Here is an 18,215-nt window from a genome sequence, read left to right as displayed (position 1 = left end):
ATCAAGTGTCCGTTCGCAATTGCCGCGGTCGCTCGCCTAACTGTTGCAGCGTCGCGGACGGCCGCTTCCCGGCCTTTCTGCATTTCTCGCATCTTAGCTTGCTGGCGAGATCATGCACGAAGGTGGTTGGCGGACAGCGTAGCGCAGCGAGGTCGATGTTGTTTGGCGTCTTGCACCGCGAGCATTCAATCTCCAGCCAGGGGAAGCCGCCGTTGATGGCCTGATCAATCGTTGGGGAAGGATCTATCGGCTCACCGTCCGCCCACATGCGCTCGTTCCAGCTTTCGCAGAGAAGCCGATCAGCCTGCCTGATCAGGGCGTCGCCCTTCGACCTCATCTCGTCGGACTGCGTGGCAAGGATGGCAGTCATCCCGCGCGCTTTCCGGAGCTCTTTGCTCAGAGCTTTCCGGTCGCCGCCGGAGAGGGGCGTGGGATGATATTTCGGAGCCATATGGGCATCCAGGCGCGACGGTCAAAAAGCATCCAGGCGCGACGGTCAAAAAGAAGAATCAAAAATACTATGTCGTCTCAAATGACGGCCAGCACCCGTCTTCCTCAAGGCGTCCTGTGCGTTCTTGGCAGCCGTTGTCGAGCAACTTCTTGCCGACGTCTTTCCAGATGGCATGGGCTCCGTAGAGACGCACAGCATCCACGGTCTGAATTTCCACGATGCGGTCGCACCGTCGGCAGGCGACACGCAGAACATGGCGCGGAATTTCCGATAGGCGCCGTTGCTGGATGGGAACGCCGGTGCAGATCTGATCGCGAGGATCCCGGACGATCGAGTCCCAATATGCTTCCGGCAGGTCGTCCGCAGGGCCGGGCATGGGGCTGGCAGGTTCGGGTTGCCGGTCTAGCTTGGAAGCCAACTTTTCCATCTGTTTGGGCGTCGGCATGCGCCAGCTTGCGGGTCTGTCACTCATGTCTGCAATTAGAACATATCAAGAACAAAAGTCGAGTCCGTGGAGGTTGAATCTCGCGCCCCCTAAACGGCGGGTACGGGTCTGTGTCGATCCCCATTGGCCCACTTCGGCAGAGGCGGATTTGGAGGTGTTCTAAAGAACCAATTTCTTCTTCGCGCGTCACGCTATGGGCGCGGAGGATGAGATGCATACAAGGCGCACAGTCAGGGAGCTTCGTGACAAGGTCGATAAGTATCGAGCTATGGCGCGTATGACCACTGATCCCGAAACGGCCAGACGTATTCTTGAACTTACTGACGAACTGGAACAACAGGCCCGTGACATCGAGCGCGGAAAGTAAGGCCGCCTCAGCGAGCGGTCTCTAGGGCACGGTATACGGAGCAGGCGTGAACAAGCACTCCGATTCCGTCAGGCCTTTCGTGAGACGACAATCCCAGAACTTCTCGACCATGACGCCCGCTATCAAAATAGCGAAACACACGAGACAAAATACTGCTGGCCGACTGTCAGCTTTCATGCCGGACATTTTGGCCGATGGCGAGGAGGGCGTCACGGGGGCAGCAGGACAACGAGGAATCACACGGGCACGGCTCCAGCTCTCGGTCCAGGGAAGGCTTGATCAACCTCGAAGTAGAAAGGCGTAGGCGCCTAGCACCGCTAGCCCACCCCCGAGCAGCCAAACGACTAGACCGATTGTCAGCATTTTGGCTGGGACAGGCGTGTGATCGGTCTGTGGAGTTTCGTGAGGGGCGACGGCTGTTTCTCGATCGGCTGGCATGACACATCCTTGTGGCCGCACCTTGCCGCCATGGATGAACGAACGGCTTGCAGATCATAACGTTCCCATGCCGCCATTTGGCCGGCGTCACTCCCAGGGCTTCACACCTTGTCCCACTAACCGAGTGTCGTGCCGACTTGGTTGGAACGATATGCCCGATCGCGAGCTTGTGCTGCTGCAGCGAGGAGATCACAAAATGACACACGAAACGCCACTACCGGCTGCCGAGCCGGCCGAGGATTTGAAAGATGTCGTCATCGATGGCGTCAAAGACGCCGCCGACCGGGTCAGCTCAGCGATCGACGAGGGCCGCAAGCCCGGCAGACCGTTGGACATTCTGGCAAAGGTCACACGGGACGCGCCATTGGGCGCCCTCTTGGTTGCTTTCCTTTTCGGGGCAGCGATTGCACGGCGGCGCCGTTGGTAGGCAGATGAGTTACGATCCCGCTCGCGAAATTGTCGACGGCTTGCTGAAACTAGGCGCGCTGAACGTCCAAATAGGTGTCTTGATGTCCGAGGCCGTCCTCGCGGCGGGCGGCTCCATCAGAAAGTTGTCAGCCGATATCGTTCCAGATCCGCCACCCTCCCAGGCGCAGATAGAAGCCGTCGCGCTTGTGCTCGAGCAGGAAATTCTCGGAAACTACGAACTCGGCTTCCAAGCCATGCTTCGGCTGAACTTTCCGCGGGATCGGCTTCGAGAAATCGCCGTTACAGCGCTGAATGCGGCGCGCGACGTTGCAGCCGCGGGGCAGCTTACGCACCTGCCGGGGAACGATGCTCGATAGCCGGTGTTCCAATGCGGTCCCGTCCGTTTAGAGCGGAGCTATCGCCATTGGAGCCATCATGTTTGCATCTACTCTCGTCGCAATGACCGAAGCTTCCCTTCTCGGCTTCGAAGCGAGCCGGGTCGTCGCACTACGTATGCAAGTTTTTATGCTTGGGGGGACGGCCGCATGGGATGAAGCTGATCTAATGGTCCGTGAAAAGACGAAAGCCTTCGGTCGGGCGTTCCTTGATCTTGCGGCCGGGTCATCCCAATCAGCCGTCTGCGCTGACCTCAGAACAATCGTGAAAGAAAACTACGATCGGCTCTCCGAACGGCACTAGCGGTATGGAAGGTCGCTGGTCGGACCCCGGAACGTTTCAGGTAACTTCACATTCAATCAGTGAGGCCGCGCCCCAACGCGGCTTCGAAAAAGCCCGTCGCATTGGAGTCCTCCGGTGCGGCGGGCTATTTGTTGGTCAGTGGGTGTTGGTGTCTTTCCACTTCTCTAAGTCCGGCTTTGGTGTATCCGGCAGGCTCGGGTCGGTGGTGTTCTGAGCGTTCTGCTTCCAGGGCTCGTTGCTCTGTGATTGGTTACCCCAGTCCTGCTTATCGCGGTCGTCTTCGCTTGCCGGGTTTGTTTTCTCGACGCTCATAGTCTGTCCTTTCATCTATATGTTCGTAACCTCCGGTTTAATCGTGTGTTCCCCGTTTGCGCGGAACGAATCCAATTCGTGCCGTTTGAATAGGCATGAGAAACAATCCTGGCCAACTGGTTCACCTCGCTGTCCTCATGGAAGAGGCGATTCAAATTGCCTGGGATTATCTGGAACGGGCAGGCGAGATCGAGGACGCAGAGTTCTGCTCGCACATTCTGCTCCGCTCGGTTGAAACCATGATCAGGCAGGGGATAAGGAGCCGCCTGCTGCTCTCAAACAGAGCCATTGCTCAATACATGGAAGCTCTCGAAGCGCGCGCGCTTCAAGCGGCCTCGTAGAGGGGCCGATGGTGATGGGTGGAAATCAAATATATCTCAGGCGCCAGCAGACGGGCATTGGATGGCTCGTCGATAAGTGGCTGGCTTATTTTCAGGCTGAGAAATGTCGACGGTCGAACCGACGGCCTCAAGAGAAGTAAAGGGCGACGATAATTTAGGACTTGGCGTCCTCGTCATTTTCCTGCTGGTGCTGGGCTTGCCCTTAATGCTCTTGTGAGGCCTAGAGCCAGGCCACTGACAGCAAGAAACGGCGGTCGCAATGAGTGCCACAGCTGTCATGGCCGCCATCGTCGTTGAAAGCACGCGCATGCCGTAACGAAATGGATGTGCATCCATTCATCAAGAGGGTATTGCGAGGGTCAGAAGAGATCATTCAGTTGCGCTTGGCGCACGTTTCAGAGTCACCACAGCAGTACCGCCACCGGTTGCCGGCGTAGGATTCTTATATGTGAGGTCATCGTTACTGATCGCGATGAAACGCTTCTTATTCGTATTGTCCCACGCGGGGAAGCTGCCACCGATAATGTGCAAGGATACTGAATTGTCAGTCTCATTCACTCTATAGTCGCCAAACATCACGATCATTCCCTCCAGAGCGGTTTTTCCTTCGCCAGCAGTCGGAAAGAGGCGGGGATGACATCGGCCGCTACGAGGAAGCGAGTACCATTGCGCGTCCGTACATCCGACGTCGTGTCATTGGTCTGGCACTTGCATGACTAGAGCGGTTGGGGCCAACACCAAGAGGTAAAGATGGCGATGATCCACCGCCGCTGGACCGACGATGAAACAGCCACGCTCGGCGTGTTGGCTGGAACGCTGCCGCCCGAAGACATCGCTAAAGCAATCGGGCGGACGCGAGCAGCGGTCATGATCAAGGCGCACGAGATGCATTTATCTCTGAGGCGCTTAGATCCGGACGGGGTAGAGAGAAACTGGGCGACGCCCTGTCCTGAACCTGCACTTGATATCAATCGAGCAGCGGGGTAGCTCGCAATAACTCGGCCCGACGTCATCGGGGGAAATGCCGTCGGGCCTGACCGGATGTTCTTGGACCTTGGAGGATCGGGCTATCCGGCTCTTCAAATAATCTAATCTGGTCGACGACGTTCCAGCCAGCATCCGCATGGCGGCGAATAATGGGGCCGCCGGTGTGTACATCTGACATCAAGCGGCCCCGTGCCGCACGGTTCGGTACCCGAAATGACGGATGACCCGGCAACCTAGTGCGACGACCCGACGTATAACGGGGAGGCTCGGCGGCGTTGAGTTGGGGACAGGGAGACCGCCGAGCCAGGCCAACAGCCTCTGCAAAAGATGCTGACCGGCGGGAAAAGAGACAATAACGATTCTCGTTCCAGCAAGCCTGGCAAATGAAACGGCCCGACGCTCAACCGAATCCATGAGCGCCGGGCCAAGCCCTGGCGTGGCTTCTGGGGTCACGCCGGCCATCGACCTCTAGCATCACAACCAAAGGAAACTCAATGATCCGCCTCTTTGCGGCAGCCTTGCTGTGCGCGCTATCCACAATGCCTGCAGCTGCTCAGGATATTTTCGCAGGGGTCCGCTCGATCAACGTCACCATGACCAAGGAGGAAGCCTGCATCGCCAGTCAGTACGGTGTGGGGGACGGCTATCACGGCCGCAGGACGGCTTCCGGCGAACGGTTCAACACATACGCCCTGACAGCTGCGCACCGCACGAGGCGCTTCGGCAGCCACGTCACTGTGACGAATAAGGCAAACGGTCGATCGGTGAGGGTGCGGATTACGGATCGCGGGCCGTTCGTCAAGGGGCGCTGCATCGATCTGTCTCGAGCAGCAGCCAACGCAATCGGCATGGGCGGTATCCCGCGCGTCACCGTCCAGGAGCCCACGAGGCCCGAGAGGGCGACCGGGTGACCGGTCCTATTTTCTCTGTAAACTTGCCCGGCTGTATCCCGAGGCGGTCACCGTGCGGCATGATCAGCTTGTTCGATAATGGGTAGCGCGAGGCCCGTAGGCTAAGATCGGATTAAGTCGCTCTCATCGCGGTCAATCTTTTGCTCGATGTTAAGATACGCCCCACTGCAACGCCCGGAATCTCGATGAACTTCATCGACAGATAGGCGAGGGGAATCGTTGCTGCGACAGTGAAGATCGAAACGAAAAGACCGCCCAAAATCGGATTTTCAGCGACCCAATTGAAACGTTTCGCGTAGTCGCAGAGGTAGACGAAGATCACAAAATTATAGAGATAGAAGCTGTAACTTATCCGCCCGAGAAACTGAGCTACTGGAGCAGACAGCCATGCGCCTAGCAGGCCAGCCTTGTTGTAGAAAATCATCAGGACAAGAAGGCCAATAGCAATCTGTTGAACGGTGGATTTAAAGAAAATGGCGAGCAGCAGGATTGGTATGGTCGTCCAGACAGGCGCATACCGAGCGACCGTCTCGCCAATCTTCGTCGGAATTAGCATGCCGAGCACAAAGTAGATCCAAAAGTACTTGAACGTGGTGGCGATTGGGGCCCCAGAATATCGAAAGAACAGCCAGATCAAGGTCGCCGCTGCGAACATCCCCCATAGTCCCAACTGCCGCCATCCGAAAAAAGCCAACAACACAAACGCGACGCCTACGATCTCGACATTCAGGGTCCACGTCACGCCATTGATTGGGAAATCGTATAGCGATGCGTTGATCAGGAAGCTGTAAAAGCTGACAGGCCGACCGACGAAAGAGTAAACGCCGATATTAAAAAGTAGGCACACAATCAGTGCTGGGTAGATCCGGAATGCGCGCCTGGTGATGAACTTTCCTGTCGTGCCGAGTAGTGGCGACCGATCGCGCATCAGACTTTGGAAAAGAACCGTGCCGCTTAAAACGAAGAATATGAAGACAGCAGTCTCGCCGCTGAACACCTTGAGGACAGCTTTTGCAAACCAGTCGGATGCGCCGTTCAGGTCGGAGAGCCTGCCATAGACGACCCGCGTGGTCAGCGAGTCATCAATGCCTAGTATCGTATGGAAGATAGCGACATTGAGGGCTGCGATACCCCGGAGGCCATCAAGCTGAATATTTCGATTGTTCTCGGAAGTCGTGCTCATCGGTCTGCGCGCTTATTTGATCGGGAACCATCGCCGGGCCAGCTTAGGACGACTGCGATCATTCCACAGCTCGCTCAGTGACCTGAGGGTCGCCGTCGCGAGGCTTCGTGTTCAGCAGGCAATCGTAGTGCATCGCGATCGCTTGGCCGCGAGACAGCGCGTGATCGACACAACGAGTCTGGATTGTTGGATCGGACGCTGGCGCAAAAGCCGTATTGATTTGACCCGGAGGGAAGCTCTGGCCGGTTAAGGCGTTCGTCGCCGGGCCGAGTGGAACACGTAGGTCACCGTAGACAATCGCAAAGGCAATGTTCTTTGGCCAAAGGGTGGTTATCACTGTTGTTTTCTGTCGATCGGGCGAGTTCTTAAGCACCTCCCTGATATCTTTTTGGAACGCCACGACTGGGCGCAGACTGACGATCGACGGGTACAGATCTACTCGGGTTGCAAAAAGAGACATTGCTCCGCAAGCAATGAGGGCGGCTCCACTCAAGTGAGGAGCGGGGCGGGGCTCCTGCGAAAGCGTGCCCTTCTTCGACAGCAACGCGGCGCTAAGGAAGATGACAGCGCTGACTGTCATGAAGATAGTTTTTGCAATCGAGTAGTTGGTGGTCAAGCCGGCAGTGTGAAGAGCGATATGCAGGATGGTAACTAGACTGGTGCCCAAGCCTACACACGCAATCGTAAGGAAGTATCGATTTTCTCGCGACGTGGAGAGCATCTTGATGGAAAGGAAAATTCCCGCCGAAACGAGCACGATCTGAGCGAATCGGTTTCCGAATAAGTTGATGTGAGCGCCGGCCTCGTATTGCGACGCCTCATACATGGTCCCGATAAAGGGATTTCGGAGGGTGAGAGCAAGGGTTATCGAAGAGAAAGCGAGCAGCCGCGAGAACGCGCGCCGGTTACGCCCGCTCCAGAAGTCAAACAGTAGAATGCAGCAATAGATCGCCGAGAGCTGCAGGGCTGGCAACAGGTGGGTGCACACCACAATTTGTACAAATGCCATCACCAGAATATCGGCGCCAAGCCAGCGTTGTCGGCAATGCAGGAATGCGGCGCCTGCAAGAGCGATGGGTATCAGCGCTGAACCCATAACTTGCGCAATAAAGTAGTTATTCACAACCATGCGTCCGAAAACCGGTCCGCGTAGGACTGCGTATGCGGCGGTGATCGCAAGCGCGAGTATTGCAGCGCGCCAGGAGATGCGAGACGTCATGGCGAACATGGTTAAGTAGAACAACGCGACAGATGCCGACGCCACTGCGGTCATGCCGAGAAGTCCCGAGCCGGCGACGCGTCCGATGTGAGCGGCAATCCAATGCGCAAATGGCGGATAGGTGGACATGAACGGCAAGGCCGGCAAGTCGGTTTGCCCTTCCGCGCGGTCCATTATATCTCGAACAAGTCCATAGTGTACGCCCGCATCGCTGCTGACCGCGTGAAATTCATTCCAGAGCATTGCCGTCGATGCTAGCGCGACGCATGCAGCGACTACGATTGCGCCTAGCGGCGCCTTAACCTGAGAAGAAATTGCCGCCCCCAAACTGATAGCCCACACTTTCCAGCGTTCTGGCGATAATCTACCAGAGCGTGCGTTTCGTCAAAGGAAACACGCGTCGTCGTTCATTGGCGGAAACCGCATTTGGATGGGCGGGTGGCGCGCGTCACTGTTTAATAGTTCGTGCTGCGGCCCGTCGCGAAGCCCGAGAGAGTGACCGGGTGATCGGCCTGTTTTCTCTAGAAACTTGCCCGGCGCCCGCGATGGTGGCCGGGCTTTTCTATTTCACCAGCCTGATGACCCTTTGCCGATTGCGCATCAGCGATCTATAGCCGCTGGTGTCCAATCGGATGCCGGCGGTTTTCTGGTTTTAGATTATTGCTGCGCGCCCCGCATACAACGATTCACAAAGCGCTTGCGGCCGCCGTATTTTTCGGCAGCCATAAAGCCCCGTTGGTCCGCCATTTGAGTGCAGGCCTCGTATGTCCGCTGCTGTTTCGGCGCGGCCTGAGCGTTTACGGAAAGCACAAAGACGGCGGATAAAAAGGCGCAAACAGTAAGCACGTTTTTCATGGAAAATCCTTCGCTATGGAATGCCAGGAGGATTAGTCAGTCGCGAAGCAACGCCGCCTTACCGACTTTCCCAACTATCAACTTGCTGAAAATAATGCCCTGCTCGGGTGGGTATAGATAATCACCAATTTCGGACTTTGGGAATTGCCCGATTTTTCAGTCCGGCGCGTTCCTCGACCCTCCGAGCTTTTTCCTGGTATTTTAGCGCCAGTGCATTTAGCTGATCGGACACTGATCGATACCCGACGAACCTCGCATACTCTTTGCACCTTCGAGATATCGCTCTCAGTCGAGCAGCCGTTGCGATCGCTTCTCGTTGGGGCTTCGTTAGAGTCATCGACGCACTCGGCACAGCGCGACTAACCGATCCACTATCCCGAAAGTGGTTTTTTGCGCAGTTCGATACGCTCTCCACCTCAAAACGAAGAATATGATTGAACCGCTGTGTTGCGGTGCATAATATTTTCTTGCCGGGAAAGTCGCGTTGGCGTGGAGGATGGAAATGCCGCACGGATATCGGGCGTGGACAGATGATGATGTTGAAAAGTTAAAAGCTCTCGCCGGGAGCAAATCGCCGGACGACATTTCCCGAGAGTTGGGACGGACGCTCGCGGCAACGGTGTGCAAAGCCCACCTACTTGGTATTTCAATGCGTAGGCCTGCAAATGCAGGACTTCCGCGAAATTGGTATAAGCAGCCGCAGGAACGTTCACTTAGACTTTAGTTCACGATCGCCGGACTTCTTGAGTGACAGCCGGCGATCTTTATTTCACCAACCGCAATTCCCCATAGCCCTTCTGCAAGCGCTCCTGCGCGGCGACCACGTCTTCGTGGTCCAGTATCTCAAGCATGCGCTGAAGAACGAATAGCGGGCCCCGCGGACCCGGTCTGATGTAAGTGTGCAGCACCGCCCGAGCGTCTTCCATCGCCTTGTTGATGATGTCGATGTCGCGCATCACCGATCCCTCGCGAGCTTGGTACGGTTGCGCCATTGTGTATCCTTGTCGACCGAATGATAGACAGGCGTTCCTTTTGGGAAGAGTGCTTGCAGCATACCGAGCCGCGCGAACTCGATCGGCCCGTCGTACTCGGCGGCTTGGATCAAGACGTGCATCGCGTTTTGCCACGGTCGTGCATCGTGCGTTTGCTTTGGCAGGCGGATGATATATTCGCCAGCATCCTGCAGGGTCGCAAGTTTACCGCCGTCGGGGAGGGCAATAGGATCTGGAAACCGGGTTGACCAGGACACAACGCAACTCCGCACCTGAACAGTGGATTCAAACGTCCTGTAACGGATTAGTTCCGGTCAAGCGCCTCGGCGTCTGCCGCAGACTACGATGTCGAAGGTCCTCGATAGCGCCCTTGGCTCGCAGGTCCGCCCTTACCTTGCGGACGCTTGGCAGCGAAATACCTAGATCGTTCGCCTTCCTTTTCACTGATGTAAGGGGCCGGCCGAGCGCTGCCGCGGCACGTAGAGCAGATGCTCCGCTGTCGACTAGCTCTTTCAGCTTGGCGATGTCTTCCGTGTCCCATGGTTTCGCGAGGAGGCGCCTGATCATGGCTAATTCTCCGGCGGTCGCAGTTCGACCTTCAACCAGCCCCCCGCTTGGATTGCTGGATCCGGCTCGACAGCGGCATGGATGAAGCTGCACTTTGGACACTCGTAGGAGTGTGTAACGAGGCCGTTGTCGGGGAGGGAGCATCTGATCCAATAAGAGGCGGCTCCGCAAACTGGACAGGGTAGGGTTCGGATGCGTCGCATGGCGTCCTGGTTCTTCGTCATCGAATACAGATTGCACATGCAGTATTCCTGTCCGTTACGTGCCCGGTGCTCGCCCAGTGATGTGGCTGATATGGGCCATGGTCTGTTCGTGCAGTCGCGGGTTAAATGTCTTGCCGCATGCGCAGTGGATCTCGCCACGCCGGATTTGCTCGGTATAGCCGGCATCCCATAGCGCGTATTTGTTGGCAGTCCACTGTTTGTCGCGGCGCGAGGCCTCGAACTCGGCTTCGGTGCGCGTCGGCAGGAACACGTTCCACGCAGCATCAAAGGCGGCGCGCGCCGTTTCGAAGTCCCGTGCGACGCCTCTGAAACATTGATCGCGATGGAGCGGATAGAAGCCGCAAGACCATTTCCAGATACCCGACCTCTCCGGGTTCGGATCCCAGTCTTGCTGAGCGATGGTGCCGACCCGTCTTGCGTAGCCTTCTCTGCCTTTCCGATGCGCGCGCGGAGCACAGCCTATTGCCTATCCTACGAAAGGACTACCTAGGATTAGTAGGTGTGTCACTACAAATTGCATCTTAGGCTTGTAGTGGAGCACAGAGACGGAGAAACCTGATGCCTAAGAAACCTACTGAAATCACTCCAGGTGACTTAGTTGGCCGCCAATTTGGTTCTGACGACGACCTTGCGGGCGACCCGACGGCAACAGTCCTCATAGGCGACGCCGGCGGCAGCTTCTTCAACTTCTCCAGGGGCGGAAATGATTCTTTTCACGCACTCGGAGCGTCTACATACACGTTTTATGGAGATGCCGTCGGCAGCCTATTTAACTCCGCTCAAGGTGGCGACGACACTTTCAAGGGTCTCTCAATGTCCGAGGTCACCGCATACGGTGACGCTGGGGCGGATATGTCAAACCACAGTAAGGGCGGCAACGATACTTTCGAAGCGATTGGCGGCCGACAAGAGACCAACACGTTCTTCGGCGATGCCGGTGGTACGATGTCTGGACAGGCTCAAGGTGGCAACGACATTTTTCTATCCACGACCGCTCAAGGAGCAATGCACACTTTCTATGGTGATGCGGGCGGAGACATGTCCAACCGCAGCAGCGGCGGCAACGACACATTTCAAGGCTCTAGGCAGGCCAACAACATTTTTTTTGGCGATACCGGAAGTAACATGCTGCACTACGCCCAGGGCGGAAACGACACATTCACCGCAAGAGGCGACTCGAATAACTTATTCTACGGCGACGCCGCGGGTGACATGTCCGGGCACGCTAGAGGTGGCGATGACGTTCTCGTTGGGGCCAGAGACGCTACACACACTGTCTTTGGTGATGCCGGCGGCAGCATGTACGGTTATTCCGAAGGGGGCAATGACAGTTTCACTGGTTCGGGTTTAGCTGTGAGAGATAACATCTTCTACGGCGACGCCGGTGGAGACGTCGCGGGCTTTGCCAAGGGCGGCGACGATACTTTCACAACTGAAGGAGGCCACCAGGTCTCCTTTTACGGCGACGCGGGCGCGGTACTATCCGGGCATGCACAAGGCGGCGATGACACAGCGCTTTTGCTCGGGAGTGAAAATTTCGCGGTTGGTGATGCGCTTATCATGCTCGCCAATGCGCAAGGCGGTGACGACAGTCTTACCGGCGGTACAACGGCCCGGACCGATGGCGTTAGCCGCCTTTATGGCGACGCACAGGTTATGGCCGGCGCCGCACAGGGAGGCGACGATATTCTCGTCGGTGGCCACGCCAGCCAGTTCGGTCGCGTCGATAATTTTCTATGGGGTGATGCTGAGCTAATGTCCGGTCGCGCCGTGGGCGGAAACGATGTCCTCTGGGCAGGAACCGCTGCGCCCGGTTTTGAGGTGCGCAATGATATGTGGGGCGACGGCGAACTGCGCGGCAACGCTCAGGGCGGGACCGATACGTTCGTATTCAGGGACGACGGCGAATCCACCGTCGGTACCTACAATGTCATTCACGATTTCAGCCAACAGCAGAACGATATTATTTCATTCGTCAACGTATCGGGCGTTCAATCGTTCGATGACCTTGTCATCGCACAATATGACACGACAACTATTATCACGGCAGGAGCCGATGAAGTCGCGCTCCTGAACTTTACGGGCGCGCTGACAGCGGGGGACTTCCTGTTTGCCTAAGAAGGGCGGCGGATGGATTGTGCTGCCTTTCGGATCGCTAGCGAGCCTGTTCCTCTGGTTGGACCGCACTCGAAACGAGAAGCAGGATCCTGACGCACCATAGATACTCCACTGTTATTCGTGAGTGCGCCAGCCCGGCCCCGTCTGGTCCTGCGCGGGCTTAAAAGCGCGTGGTCGCTCCGTCATGGTTGACGCCTTGCTAAAAAACACAGTTAGCGAAACGTAAAGGGGAAATTTTAACGAATCTCGCCGAAGCTGCGCCCAATCTTGGTGCGGCGTTCGAGTGTGGTTACATGACCAGAGTATCTGTTATCGTTGCTTCTCTGCTGCTTGGCGCAAGCCAGGCGGTCGCTGCGGATCTGCCCGAATACAGTCAGCCTTATCCCCTCGCGGTTTGGACATGGGCCGGACCTTATCTCGGCGTCCATGTCGGGGGCGGATTGGGACAATCCAGATTCACGGATAGCAACGGCCCGGCCGTTTATGGCGGCGATGTCAGAACGCCGACGGCTTTGGGAGGCGCGCAGGTAGGCTTTAATTTTCAGCCGAGCCGGAATCTGGTGCTGGGCGTCGAGGCCGATATTAGCGCAGTCGGTTCCAATGGCACCAATACGTGCCTTGCGTCATCTGGCTATTTCCTGTCGGCCAATTGCCGGGTGCGGCAGAACGCGCTGGGCACCGTTACAGGGCGCGTTGGCTTGGCGACTGGCGAGGCCGGACGCACCTTGCTCTATGCCAAGGGTGGCGTCGCCTGGCTCAATCAGCAGATTGATATCAATACCAACCCGATCGACCTCTCGACCGGCACAAAGAACAGCCAATGGGGCTGGACCGCGGGCGTCGGCATCGAACGAGCGGTGGCGCCAGCTTGGTCGGTGAAGATGGAATACGACTATGCCGGTTTCAACAGCTTCGGCATGTCGACGCCCGGCAGCTATTTCCAGCCCTTTCCGCCTGTTGCGCTCTATGGGACGACGCCACCAGGGAGCAGCAGCGTCTCGCAGAACATCCAGACTGTCAAAGTCGGGTTGAACATGAAGCTCGGCGGCGATACCGATGCGCGGTGGGACGATTCTCAGAACATGTATTTGCGTGGCTCGCAAAGCGTTGAAGATCCGAGCATGCGAGGTGACATCGAGATCGGCGGCCGCGTCTGGTATTCGTCGGGTCGTTTTCAGAAAGATCTCGGCGCAGGCACCGATCCTGCACAGCAGAACATCCTGAACTCGCGACTGACATATGAGAGTCCGGCAGTCTCCGGCGAAGTGTTCGGTCGTGTCGATGGCCTGGCAGATTTCTTCCTCAAAGGCTTCATCGGCGGCGGTAAGTTGCTGAGCGGCAAGATGAACGACGAGGACTGGATGCCCGGCTACGGTGTTCCCTATTCGAACACGGTGTCGGACCCCGTGCAGGGCAGCATCGCGTATGCCACAGTCGATGTCGGCTATGCATTTATCCGCGGCCCGGGAGTCAACGTGGGGCCGTTCATCGGCTATAATTATTACCGCGAGAACAAATCGGCTTATGGCTGCACGCAGATCGCCAATGCGACCGTCGCGGCACCATGTGTGCCAGCGATCCCGGGATCGACGTTGGCGATTACGGAGGACGATACGTGGCATTCGTTGCGAGTCGGCCTTAACGGAGTTGTCATGTTAAACGATCGGCTGAAACTCACCGGCGATGCGGCCTATCTGCCCTATGTCCGCTTCTCGGGCGTCGACGACCATGTGTTGCGCAACGCATATGACACCCGCTCGCCGGAGAGCGGCGAAGGCAGGGGCGTGCAGCTGGAAACGATCCTCTCATATTATGTGACGCCGTCATTATCCGTCGGTGCAGGCGCGCGCTATTGGGCGATGTGGGCCACGGATGATGCCAAGACCAATTTCTTCGGCACGCCATGTCCGTGTCAGACCCTGCCGGCCCGCACAGAGCGCTATGGCGGCTTCCTGCAAGCGGCCTATTCGTTTAATACCGACTAAAAGCAATCCCAGTATTTCTCCACTATGATGCCCGCTATCAAAATAGCGAAACACACGAGACAAATGACTGCTAGCCGACCGTCTGCTTGCATCCCGTTATTTTAGCGGATGGCGGGGCGGCGTCATCACTGCTGTGGCACCTGAATCGCTGGCGGCAGTTCGGCCATTGCAGAACGCGCGATCCTGTCTTTCAGTGCAGGAATGTGGGCATCTACGATGCCCACCACGACCTCGAAGAATGAGGCGTCTGATTCTGGATGCACGACAATGCTTTCGATAAAGGTCGCAGCATCAAATGGTAGCTGTAGCCCGAATTCGCCCTTCACTAGTGTAGGGTTTGGAGATTCGGATCGGGCGATGATCCGCACTTCGTGCTCATAATCGAACATGCGGCGCTTTCGGATCGCGATCTGCTCTTGTTGAGGGGGTCTAATCTTTTGATCATAACCTGTATAATCGACTGGCACGACGCGAAGGTTCTGCGCAGTATCTTGCAGCTTTTGCCAAGTTGACTGTATTGCTACGCCTTCATTTTTGCCGCAGAACACGCGCCAAAGAGCGTGCGACTCTTCCTGCCGAGCACACCAGCAATTGATAAACGTCGTGGTTCGCCATGTTTCAAGGACACGCTTAGTTCGTTCAAGAAATGTCTCGCCCTGAACCCCCAGTTCGCTAATCGGTCGTCGCACAGCGAGGTACGAGATTTCCTGGCCTGTCACCGCGAGCTCCCACGGGTCCTCGAGAAGATCGGTGCGCGACAGCCAAAGTTTTTGATTTTGGACCAGCCATATAAATCGCGAAAACGGCAGGTATCGCCAAACCTTATCATTCGGCTCCATTGCTTCAACTCCGGCGATCATTGGCGCTATGCGGGAACATTCGCTCTCAGGAACGCGGGAGTATGATCGCGGCAGCTTGCAAGAGAGCAGCCGCAGCGGCGGCGATCGCGGCATAGGCACTCCATCGAGACTGCTCTTGAGCCGTGCCGGTGACATCGTATTTGCGATCGTCCTTCATGATCACCAAGTTGTCAGCTCGTGGCGATGATTGGTTCTCCGCGTAGACCTCAACCTTCGCCGAGTATAGCCAGAGACCGGCCGCGATCACGGCGGCCATGGCGCTGGCGATTTCTATAAGCCTCATGTCATTCTTTCCTTATTCTAGAGCGCAGAACACCTTTACGACGCCCAAGAGCCGACGTCGCTCCAGTGCTCATTTATGATCGAGACGCGCTGGCTGTTTTTGTCAGCAAGTGTCGCGGCAGCGAGTACCTCCCGCATGAGATCTGTGCCACCTGCATCATTTAGGATGTTCCCGAGATGGCGAATTGCAAACAGACAGGCGCCTTCCACGGCGTGATGCAGGATGATATCGGTTAAATGCTCTTCGTGGCTCCTAATTTCTTCTTCGAAAATCTGGGCCGCCGTGACAGCTTTCCACCGCGCCGGATCGTTCTTGCGCTTCAGTCTTTCGTCAACGATCGCTTGAGTGAGAGTGCTCAGTGCAAGCGCGTAGTCTGCCTTCTTCAGCTCATCCATCATTCCATCCTATTCCATCTACGCTGAGGTGACCCACGCGGTCTCGTATGCTATTGATAGCACTCGGGAGACCTTGCCGGGGCAGGTAAGATGGCATGCCAACCTATCTCGTTCGAATAATAGAGACCCACGATATCGTCGGGATCTTCTCTGCTGACAATATCCTTCAACTGATCATCATCGTCGACGAGTGCACCGAGCCGGACGACTGCGAGTATGCGCGCCTGAGCGCCGCAGGCGGCATCCATGTGGACCAGTCCGGCGATCCCAATACCGATCCCGCGTACCGGCGAGGAAGATGGCTCAGAGCCGGATCCGATGCTCTGGAGCGAGGCGACCGTCACCGAGCGGTGGTGGGACTATCTGCACGGCTATTCGACCTGCAGATGGAAGCGGTTCTTTCCTGACGATCCGCCGAAGCCTAAACAGCCATGCTGCCCCAGCGTCCGGGGCCAGGGCATGTAGTGCCGTTTAAGAAGAAACGGGAATGACGTTCATTGAAAGGCCGTGTCCATGACCGGCGACCAATCGAGAAAACTGAAAATCGGCGACCGGGTCCATTGGAAGAACGACGTAGGCGATGCCGGCACCGTGACAGAGAACACATGGAGCGGTGTCGTCATCAAGTGGGACAACCGCGGGCCTCAGACGATCATGCATAACGACATGGTCGATGTATCGCTGGGCGGATGAGTCCGAAGCTACCGGACCAGCCGTCGCCCGCCAGGAAAGCACTTATAGTTGGGTCCATGTTCTTGCCTGCATGACGTGTACTCATCAGCCACGAAGAAGCCGGCCATCAGTACAATCAAGATCAGACAAGCGATGGCTATTCGAGGACTCATCGTAGGGCTGGACCTGGGTGCGTTTTGCTGAAGATTTTCCGCCAGCTGTTGCTGCGCGCTGCGGTTCAATGGGGTGGGCTCGCGAGGATCCAACCACAACCAGCCACATCCTTCTAGGACGGCAGCGAGAACGACGGTCGCGGCGGGGCCCAGTAGAAGAACGCTTAGGCTCAGGCCGACCAGCACCGCGCAGATGATCGCCGCCGCGGCTGTAGGGCTACCCCATCGACCTTCTTGCCGGATCAACCATGCAATCATCGAGATCCCTCAGTCTGAAAGCGGGCAACGAATTGGCAACGAAATGGCTGTTTTGGCCGTGAACAAAACGTGCCGAACTGGAAAGGTAAGTCAATAAGATCAATGCCTTGAGATTAATGCACTGCGTTCGGGACGCAGGGGTCGCAGGTTCGAATCCTGCCACTCCGACCATGATTTCAATGACTTAGTGTCATTTTGCGGCGCCGCCGCAGATCAAGAATCTCCCGATTTTCATCTGAGAACAACCACCCCCGGGCGCGCGAGCCATGCTGCGCGCAGCTATCCGCCTTCAAAAACGCGCTTGCGGGCATTCTCGATATGCGACCGCATGGCTTCGCGAGCTCCGGCTTCGTCTCTGGAGGCGATCGCATCGAACACGGCCCGGTGCTCCTCTTGCCCACGCAGAAGTCGGTCGCGAGGCTGGATCAAGGAGAGGTTTCGATTGAGCGTGATACCCACGCTCACCTGAGACTGGATCGCGGCGAGAGTCGCGGCGAAGAAGCGATTGCCGGTGGCCTCTGCGACCGAACGGTGGAACGCAATGTCTTCCTCCACGCCCAGCGCGGCATCTGCGATCACTTGATCAAGTGCCACGATAGCGTCGCGGATCCGGCGCAGACCTTCCGGGTCGTGATCGCGCGCGGCAAGCGCAGCGGCTTCTCCTTCGATGCCGATCCGAAATACGAAACAGCGCTGGATATCGGCAATGCTTCCCACGGGAGCGTAGTTGTAAACGTCTGCCGCGGGACGTCGCATCACGAACGAACCGGCGCCCTGCCGCGATGCGACGACGCCGTCATCGCGCAGCCGCATCAGTGCTTCACGGACAACCGGGCGCGAAACGCCAAGCTGATCTGCCAGGCGTGTCTCGGGAGGGAGCCGCGAATTGACCGGATAGATTCCGACCGTGATCTGGCTGAGGACATGGTCGTAGACGCGGTCGCTAAGCTTTCCCGTCACAGCCGGGCGCTCCGGAATGTCGTCCCGTTTGACCGTTGAGCCCATGTTCACCCCGTCCTTGCTCCGAACATGCTCCAGTCTTTGGCAACATTACATCTTTTTGACAAGTCGG

The 18,215-nt window shown here is 57.0% G+C and carries 24 protein-coding genes; 10 read left to right on the top strand and 14 right to left on the bottom strand.

Annotated features, from left to right (window positions below; all coding sequences use genetic code 11):
* Nucleotide 1: 1 nt before the first annotated feature.
* Both AC1DUY_RS15510 and AC1DUY_RS15505 read right to left on the bottom strand, forming a co-directional pair.
* The gene (locus AC1DUY_RS15510; protein ID WP_093760794.1) at nucleotides 2-451 is read right to left on the bottom strand and encodes a hypothetical protein; all 450 of its coding nucleotides are present in this window, start codon (nucleotides 449-451) and stop codon (nucleotides 2-4) included.
* 67 nt (nucleotides 452-518) lie between these two features.
* Nucleotides 519-896 carry a hypothetical protein gene (locus AC1DUY_RS15505; RefSeq protein ID WP_478115389.1) on the bottom strand — a complete coding sequence of 126 codons (378 nt, stop codon included), beginning with the start codon at nucleotides 894-896 and terminating at the stop codon, nucleotides 519-521.
* A 1,001-nt stretch (nucleotides 897-1,897) separates the two neighbouring features.
* On the opposite strand from AC1DUY_RS15505, the gene AC1DUY_RS15500 reads away from it, so the two are divergent.
* From AC1DUY_RS15500 to AC1DUY_RS15490, 3 genes are read left to right on the top strand one after another with little or no spacing between them, the layout of a single operon-like run.
* On the top strand, nucleotides 1,898-2,128 hold the full coding sequence (locus AC1DUY_RS15500; RefSeq protein WP_093760790.1) for a hypothetical protein: 231 nt from the start codon (nucleotides 1,898-1,900) through the stop codon (nucleotides 2,126-2,128).
* 4 nt (nucleotides 2,129-2,132) lie between these two features.
* Nucleotides 2,133-2,486 carry a hypothetical protein gene (locus tag AC1DUY_RS15495; RefSeq protein ID WP_093760788.1) on the top strand — a complete coding sequence of 118 codons (354 nt, stop codon included), beginning with the start codon at nucleotides 2,133-2,135 and terminating at the stop codon, nucleotides 2,484-2,486.
* A 58-nt stretch (nucleotides 2,487-2,544) separates the two neighbouring features.
* Nucleotides 2,545-2,808 carry a hypothetical protein gene (locus AC1DUY_RS15490; protein WP_093760786.1) on the top strand — a complete coding sequence of 88 codons (264 nt, stop codon included), beginning with the start codon at nucleotides 2,545-2,547 and terminating at the stop codon, nucleotides 2,806-2,808.
* A 135-nt stretch (nucleotides 2,809-2,943) separates the two neighbouring features.
* Here the strand turns inward: AC1DUY_RS15490 and AC1DUY_RS15485 are convergent, their stop codons facing one another.
* Nucleotides 2,944-3,120 carry a hypothetical protein gene (locus AC1DUY_RS15485; RefSeq protein WP_170849799.1) on the bottom strand — a complete coding sequence of 59 codons (177 nt, stop codon included), beginning with the start codon at nucleotides 3,118-3,120 and terminating at the stop codon, nucleotides 2,944-2,946.
* A 95-nt stretch (nucleotides 3,121-3,215) separates the two neighbouring features.
* On the opposite strand from AC1DUY_RS15485, the gene AC1DUY_RS15480 reads away from it, so the two are divergent.
* The gene (locus tag AC1DUY_RS15480) at nucleotides 3,216-3,461 is read left to right on the top strand and encodes a hypothetical protein (protein WP_478115386.1); all 246 of its coding nucleotides are present in this window, start codon (nucleotides 3,216-3,218) and stop codon (nucleotides 3,459-3,461) included.
* 369 nt (nucleotides 3,462-3,830) lie between these two features.
* On the opposite strand, the gene AC1DUY_RS15475 is transcribed toward AC1DUY_RS15480, so the two are convergent.
* On the bottom strand, nucleotides 3,831-4,046 hold the full coding sequence (locus AC1DUY_RS15475) for a lipocalin-like domain-containing protein (protein ID WP_478115384.1): 216 nt from the start codon (nucleotides 4,044-4,046) through the stop codon (nucleotides 3,831-3,833).
* A 165-nt stretch (nucleotides 4,047-4,211) separates the two neighbouring features.
* Between AC1DUY_RS15475 and AC1DUY_RS15470 the strand changes: the two genes are divergently transcribed.
* Together AC1DUY_RS15470 and AC1DUY_RS15465 are read left to right on the top strand one after the other, a co-directional pair.
* Nucleotides 4,212-4,448, top strand: coding sequence for a hypothetical protein (locus tag AC1DUY_RS15470; RefSeq protein WP_478115382.1), 237 nt, complete (start codon nucleotides 4,212-4,214; stop codon nucleotides 4,446-4,448).
* Between the two features lie 593 nt (nucleotides 4,449-5,041).
* Nucleotides 5,042-5,359 carry a septal ring lytic transglycosylase RlpA family protein gene (locus AC1DUY_RS15465; protein WP_478115870.1) on the top strand — a complete coding sequence of 106 codons (318 nt, stop codon included), beginning with the start codon at nucleotides 5,042-5,044 and terminating at the stop codon, nucleotides 5,357-5,359.
* A 112-nt stretch (nucleotides 5,360-5,471) separates the two neighbouring features.
* Here the strand turns inward: AC1DUY_RS15465 and AC1DUY_RS15460 are convergent, their stop codons facing one another.
* The 6 genes from AC1DUY_RS15460 to AC1DUY_RS15435 all read right to left on the bottom strand — a co-directional run bounded on the left by AC1DUY_RS15460 (nucleotide 5,472) and on the right by AC1DUY_RS15435 (nucleotide 10,649).
* The gene (locus AC1DUY_RS15460; protein ID WP_478115380.1) at nucleotides 5,472-6,542 is read right to left on the bottom strand and encodes an acyltransferase family protein; all 1,071 of its coding nucleotides are present in this window, start codon (nucleotides 6,540-6,542) and stop codon (nucleotides 5,472-5,474) included.
* A 58-nt stretch (nucleotides 6,543-6,600) separates the two neighbouring features.
* Complete coding sequence (locus AC1DUY_RS15455; RefSeq protein ID WP_478115378.1) at nucleotides 6,601-7,935, bottom strand: hypothetical protein; 1,335 nt, start codon at nucleotides 7,933-7,935, stop codon at nucleotides 6,601-6,603.
* A 483-nt stretch (nucleotides 7,936-8,418) separates the two neighbouring features.
* On the bottom strand, nucleotides 8,419-8,616 hold the full coding sequence (locus tag AC1DUY_RS15450; protein ID WP_478115376.1) for a hypothetical protein: 198 nt from the start codon (nucleotides 8,614-8,616) through the stop codon (nucleotides 8,419-8,421).
* Nucleotides 8,617-9,380: 764 nt separating this feature from the next.
* A complete protein-coding gene (locus AC1DUY_RS15445; RefSeq protein ID WP_478115374.1) occupies nucleotides 9,381-9,572 on the bottom strand; it encodes a hypothetical protein in 192 nt (63 codons plus the stop codon).
* Entirely contained in the window at nucleotides 9,572-9,865 is a 294-nt protein-coding gene (locus AC1DUY_RS15440; RefSeq protein ID WP_478115372.1) for a hypothetical protein, read from the bottom strand. Before AC1DUY_RS15440 ends, AC1DUY_RS15445 begins: the two co-directional genes overlap by 1 nt.
* A 568-nt stretch (nucleotides 9,866-10,433) precedes the next feature.
* Nucleotides 10,434-10,649 carry a hypothetical protein gene (locus tag AC1DUY_RS15435; protein ID WP_478115370.1) on the bottom strand — a complete coding sequence of 72 codons (216 nt, stop codon included), beginning with the start codon at nucleotides 10,647-10,649 and terminating at the stop codon, nucleotides 10,434-10,436.
* 308 nt (nucleotides 10,650-10,957) lie between these two features.
* On the opposite strand from AC1DUY_RS15435, the gene AC1DUY_RS15430 reads away from it, so the two are divergent.
* Entirely contained in the window at nucleotides 10,958-12,517 is a 1,560-nt protein-coding gene (locus tag AC1DUY_RS15430) for a calcium-binding protein (protein ID WP_478115368.1), read from the top strand.
* A 293-nt stretch (nucleotides 12,518-12,810) separates the two neighbouring features.
* Nucleotides 12,811-14,502 carry an outer membrane beta-barrel protein gene (locus AC1DUY_RS15425; RefSeq protein ID WP_478115366.1) on the top strand — a complete coding sequence of 564 codons (1,692 nt, stop codon included), beginning with the start codon at nucleotides 12,811-12,813 and terminating at the stop codon, nucleotides 14,500-14,502.
* A 125-nt stretch (nucleotides 14,503-14,627) separates the two neighbouring features.
* Here the strand turns inward: AC1DUY_RS15425 and AC1DUY_RS15420 are convergent, their stop codons facing one another.
* From AC1DUY_RS15420 to AC1DUY_RS15410, 3 genes are read right to left on the bottom strand one after another with little or no spacing between them, the layout of a single operon-like run.
* A complete protein-coding gene (locus AC1DUY_RS15420) occupies nucleotides 14,628-15,362 on the bottom strand; it encodes a hypothetical protein (RefSeq protein ID WP_478115364.1) in 735 nt (244 codons plus the stop codon).
* A 25-nt stretch (nucleotides 15,363-15,387) separates the two neighbouring features.
* Nucleotides 15,388-15,645: a hypothetical protein gene (locus AC1DUY_RS15415; protein WP_478115362.1), complete on the bottom strand. Its 258-nt coding sequence runs from the start codon at nucleotides 15,643-15,645 to the stop codon at nucleotides 15,388-15,390.
* 35 nt (nucleotides 15,646-15,680) lie between these two features.
* On the bottom strand, nucleotides 15,681-16,040 hold the full coding sequence (locus tag AC1DUY_RS15410; protein WP_478115360.1) for a hypothetical protein: 360 nt from the start codon (nucleotides 16,038-16,040) through the stop codon (nucleotides 15,681-15,683).
* 95 nt (nucleotides 16,041-16,135) lie between these two features.
* On the opposite strand from AC1DUY_RS15410, the gene AC1DUY_RS15405 reads away from it, so the two are divergent.
* Both AC1DUY_RS15405 and AC1DUY_RS15400 read left to right on the top strand, forming a co-directional pair.
* Nucleotides 16,136-16,447: a hypothetical protein gene (locus AC1DUY_RS15405; RefSeq protein WP_478115358.1), complete on the top strand. Its 312-nt coding sequence runs from the start codon at nucleotides 16,136-16,138 to the stop codon at nucleotides 16,445-16,447.
* A 106-nt stretch (nucleotides 16,448-16,553) separates the two neighbouring features.
* On the top strand, nucleotides 16,554-16,733 hold the full coding sequence (locus AC1DUY_RS15400) for a hypothetical protein (RefSeq protein WP_478115356.1): 180 nt from the start codon (nucleotides 16,554-16,556) through the stop codon (nucleotides 16,731-16,733).
* Between the two features lie 689 nt (nucleotides 16,734-17,422).
* Here the strand turns inward: AC1DUY_RS15400 and AC1DUY_RS15395 are convergent.
* Nucleotides 17,423-18,148 (bottom strand): FadR/GntR family transcriptional regulator, encoded by a 726-nt coding sequence (locus tag AC1DUY_RS15395; RefSeq protein ID WP_478115354.1) that lies wholly within the window; start codon nucleotides 18,146-18,148, stop codon nucleotides 17,423-17,425.
* Between the last annotated feature and the right edge of the window lie 67 nt (nucleotides 18,149-18,215).

Source organism: Tardiphaga sp. P4_G1, assembly GCF_056401215.1.
The sequence above is the reverse complement of the archived record's forward strand: the minus strand, read 5'-3'. Positions and strand labels throughout refer to the sequence as shown.

What these genes read in the sequence shown, in the direction of transcription:
- AC1DUY_RS15410 (WP_478115360.1), bottom strand. Translation starts at nt 16,040, where the DNA reads ATGGATGAGCTGAAGAAGGCAGACTACGCGCTTGCACTGAGCACTCTC.
- AC1DUY_RS15495 (WP_093760788.1), top strand. Translation starts at nt 2,133, where the DNA reads ATGAGTTACGATCCCGCTCGCGAAATTGTCGACGGCTTGCTGAAACTA.
- AC1DUY_RS15395 (WP_478115354.1), bottom strand. Translation starts at nt 18,148, where the DNA reads ATGGGCTCAACGGTCAAACGGGACGACATTCCGGAGCGCCCGGCTGTG.
- AC1DUY_RS15420 (WP_478115364.1), bottom strand. Translation starts at nt 15,362, where the DNA reads ATGATCGCCGGAGTTGAAGCAATGGAGCCGAATGATAAGGTTTGGCGA.
- AC1DUY_RS15405 (WP_478115358.1), top strand. Translation starts at nt 16,136, where the DNA reads ATGCCAACCTATCTCGTTCGAATAATAGAGACCCACGATATCGTCGGG.
- AC1DUY_RS15480 (WP_478115386.1), top strand. Translation starts at nt 3,216, where the DNA reads ATGAGAAACAATCCTGGCCAACTGGTTCACCTCGCTGTCCTCATGGAA.
- AC1DUY_RS15430 (WP_478115368.1), top strand. Translation starts at nt 10,958, where the DNA reads ATGCCTAAGAAACCTACTGAAATCACTCCAGGTGACTTAGTTGGCCGC.
- AC1DUY_RS15510 (WP_093760794.1), bottom strand. Translation starts at nt 451, where the DNA reads ATGGCTCCGAAATATCATCCCACGCCCCTCTCCGGCGGCGACCGGAAA.
- AC1DUY_RS15450 (WP_478115376.1), bottom strand. Translation starts at nt 8,616, where the DNA reads ATGAAAAACGTGCTTACTGTTTGCGCCTTTTTATCCGCCGTCTTTGTG.
- AC1DUY_RS15500 (WP_093760790.1), top strand. Translation starts at nt 1,898, where the DNA reads ATGACACACGAAACGCCACTACCGGCTGCCGAGCCGGCCGAGGATTTG.
- AC1DUY_RS15415 (WP_478115362.1), bottom strand. Translation starts at nt 15,645, where the DNA reads ATGAGGCTTATAGAAATCGCCAGCGCCATGGCCGCCGTGATCGCGGCC.
- AC1DUY_RS15470 (WP_478115382.1), top strand. Translation starts at nt 4,212, where the DNA reads ATGGCGATGATCCACCGCCGCTGGACCGACGATGAAACAGCCACGCTC.
- AC1DUY_RS15455 (WP_478115378.1), bottom strand. Translation starts at nt 7,935, where the DNA reads ATGGACCGCGCGGAAGGGCAAACCGACTTGCCGGCCTTGCCGTTCATG.
- AC1DUY_RS15490 (WP_093760786.1), top strand. Translation starts at nt 2,545, where the DNA reads ATGTTTGCATCTACTCTCGTCGCAATGACCGAAGCTTCCCTTCTCGGC.
- AC1DUY_RS15460 (WP_478115380.1), bottom strand. Translation starts at nt 6,542, where the DNA reads ATGAGCACGACTTCCGAGAACAATCGAAATATTCAGCTTGATGGCCTC.
- AC1DUY_RS15485 (WP_170849799.1), bottom strand. Translation starts at nt 3,120, where the DNA reads ATGAGCGTCGAGAAAACAAACCCGGCAAGCGAAGACGACCGCGATAAG.
- AC1DUY_RS15445 (WP_478115374.1), bottom strand. Translation starts at nt 9,572, where the DNA reads ATGCGCGACATCGACATCATCAACAAGGCGATGGAAGACGCTCGGGCG.
- AC1DUY_RS15475 (WP_478115384.1), bottom strand. Translation starts at nt 4,046, where the DNA reads ATGATCGTGATGTTTGGCGACTATAGAGTGAATGAGACTGACAATTCA.
- AC1DUY_RS15505 (WP_478115389.1), bottom strand. Translation starts at nt 896, where the DNA reads ATGCCGACGCCCAAACAGATGGAAAAGTTGGCTTCCAAGCTAGACCGG.
- AC1DUY_RS15465 (WP_478115870.1), top strand. Translation starts at nt 5,042, where the DNA reads ATGACCAAGGAGGAAGCCTGCATCGCCAGTCAGTACGGTGTGGGGGAC.
- AC1DUY_RS15425 (WP_478115366.1), top strand. Translation starts at nt 12,811, where the DNA reads ATGACCAGAGTATCTGTTATCGTTGCTTCTCTGCTGCTTGGCGCAAGC.
- AC1DUY_RS15400 (WP_478115356.1), top strand. Translation starts at nt 16,554, where the DNA reads ATGACCGGCGACCAATCGAGAAAACTGAAAATCGGCGACCGGGTCCAT.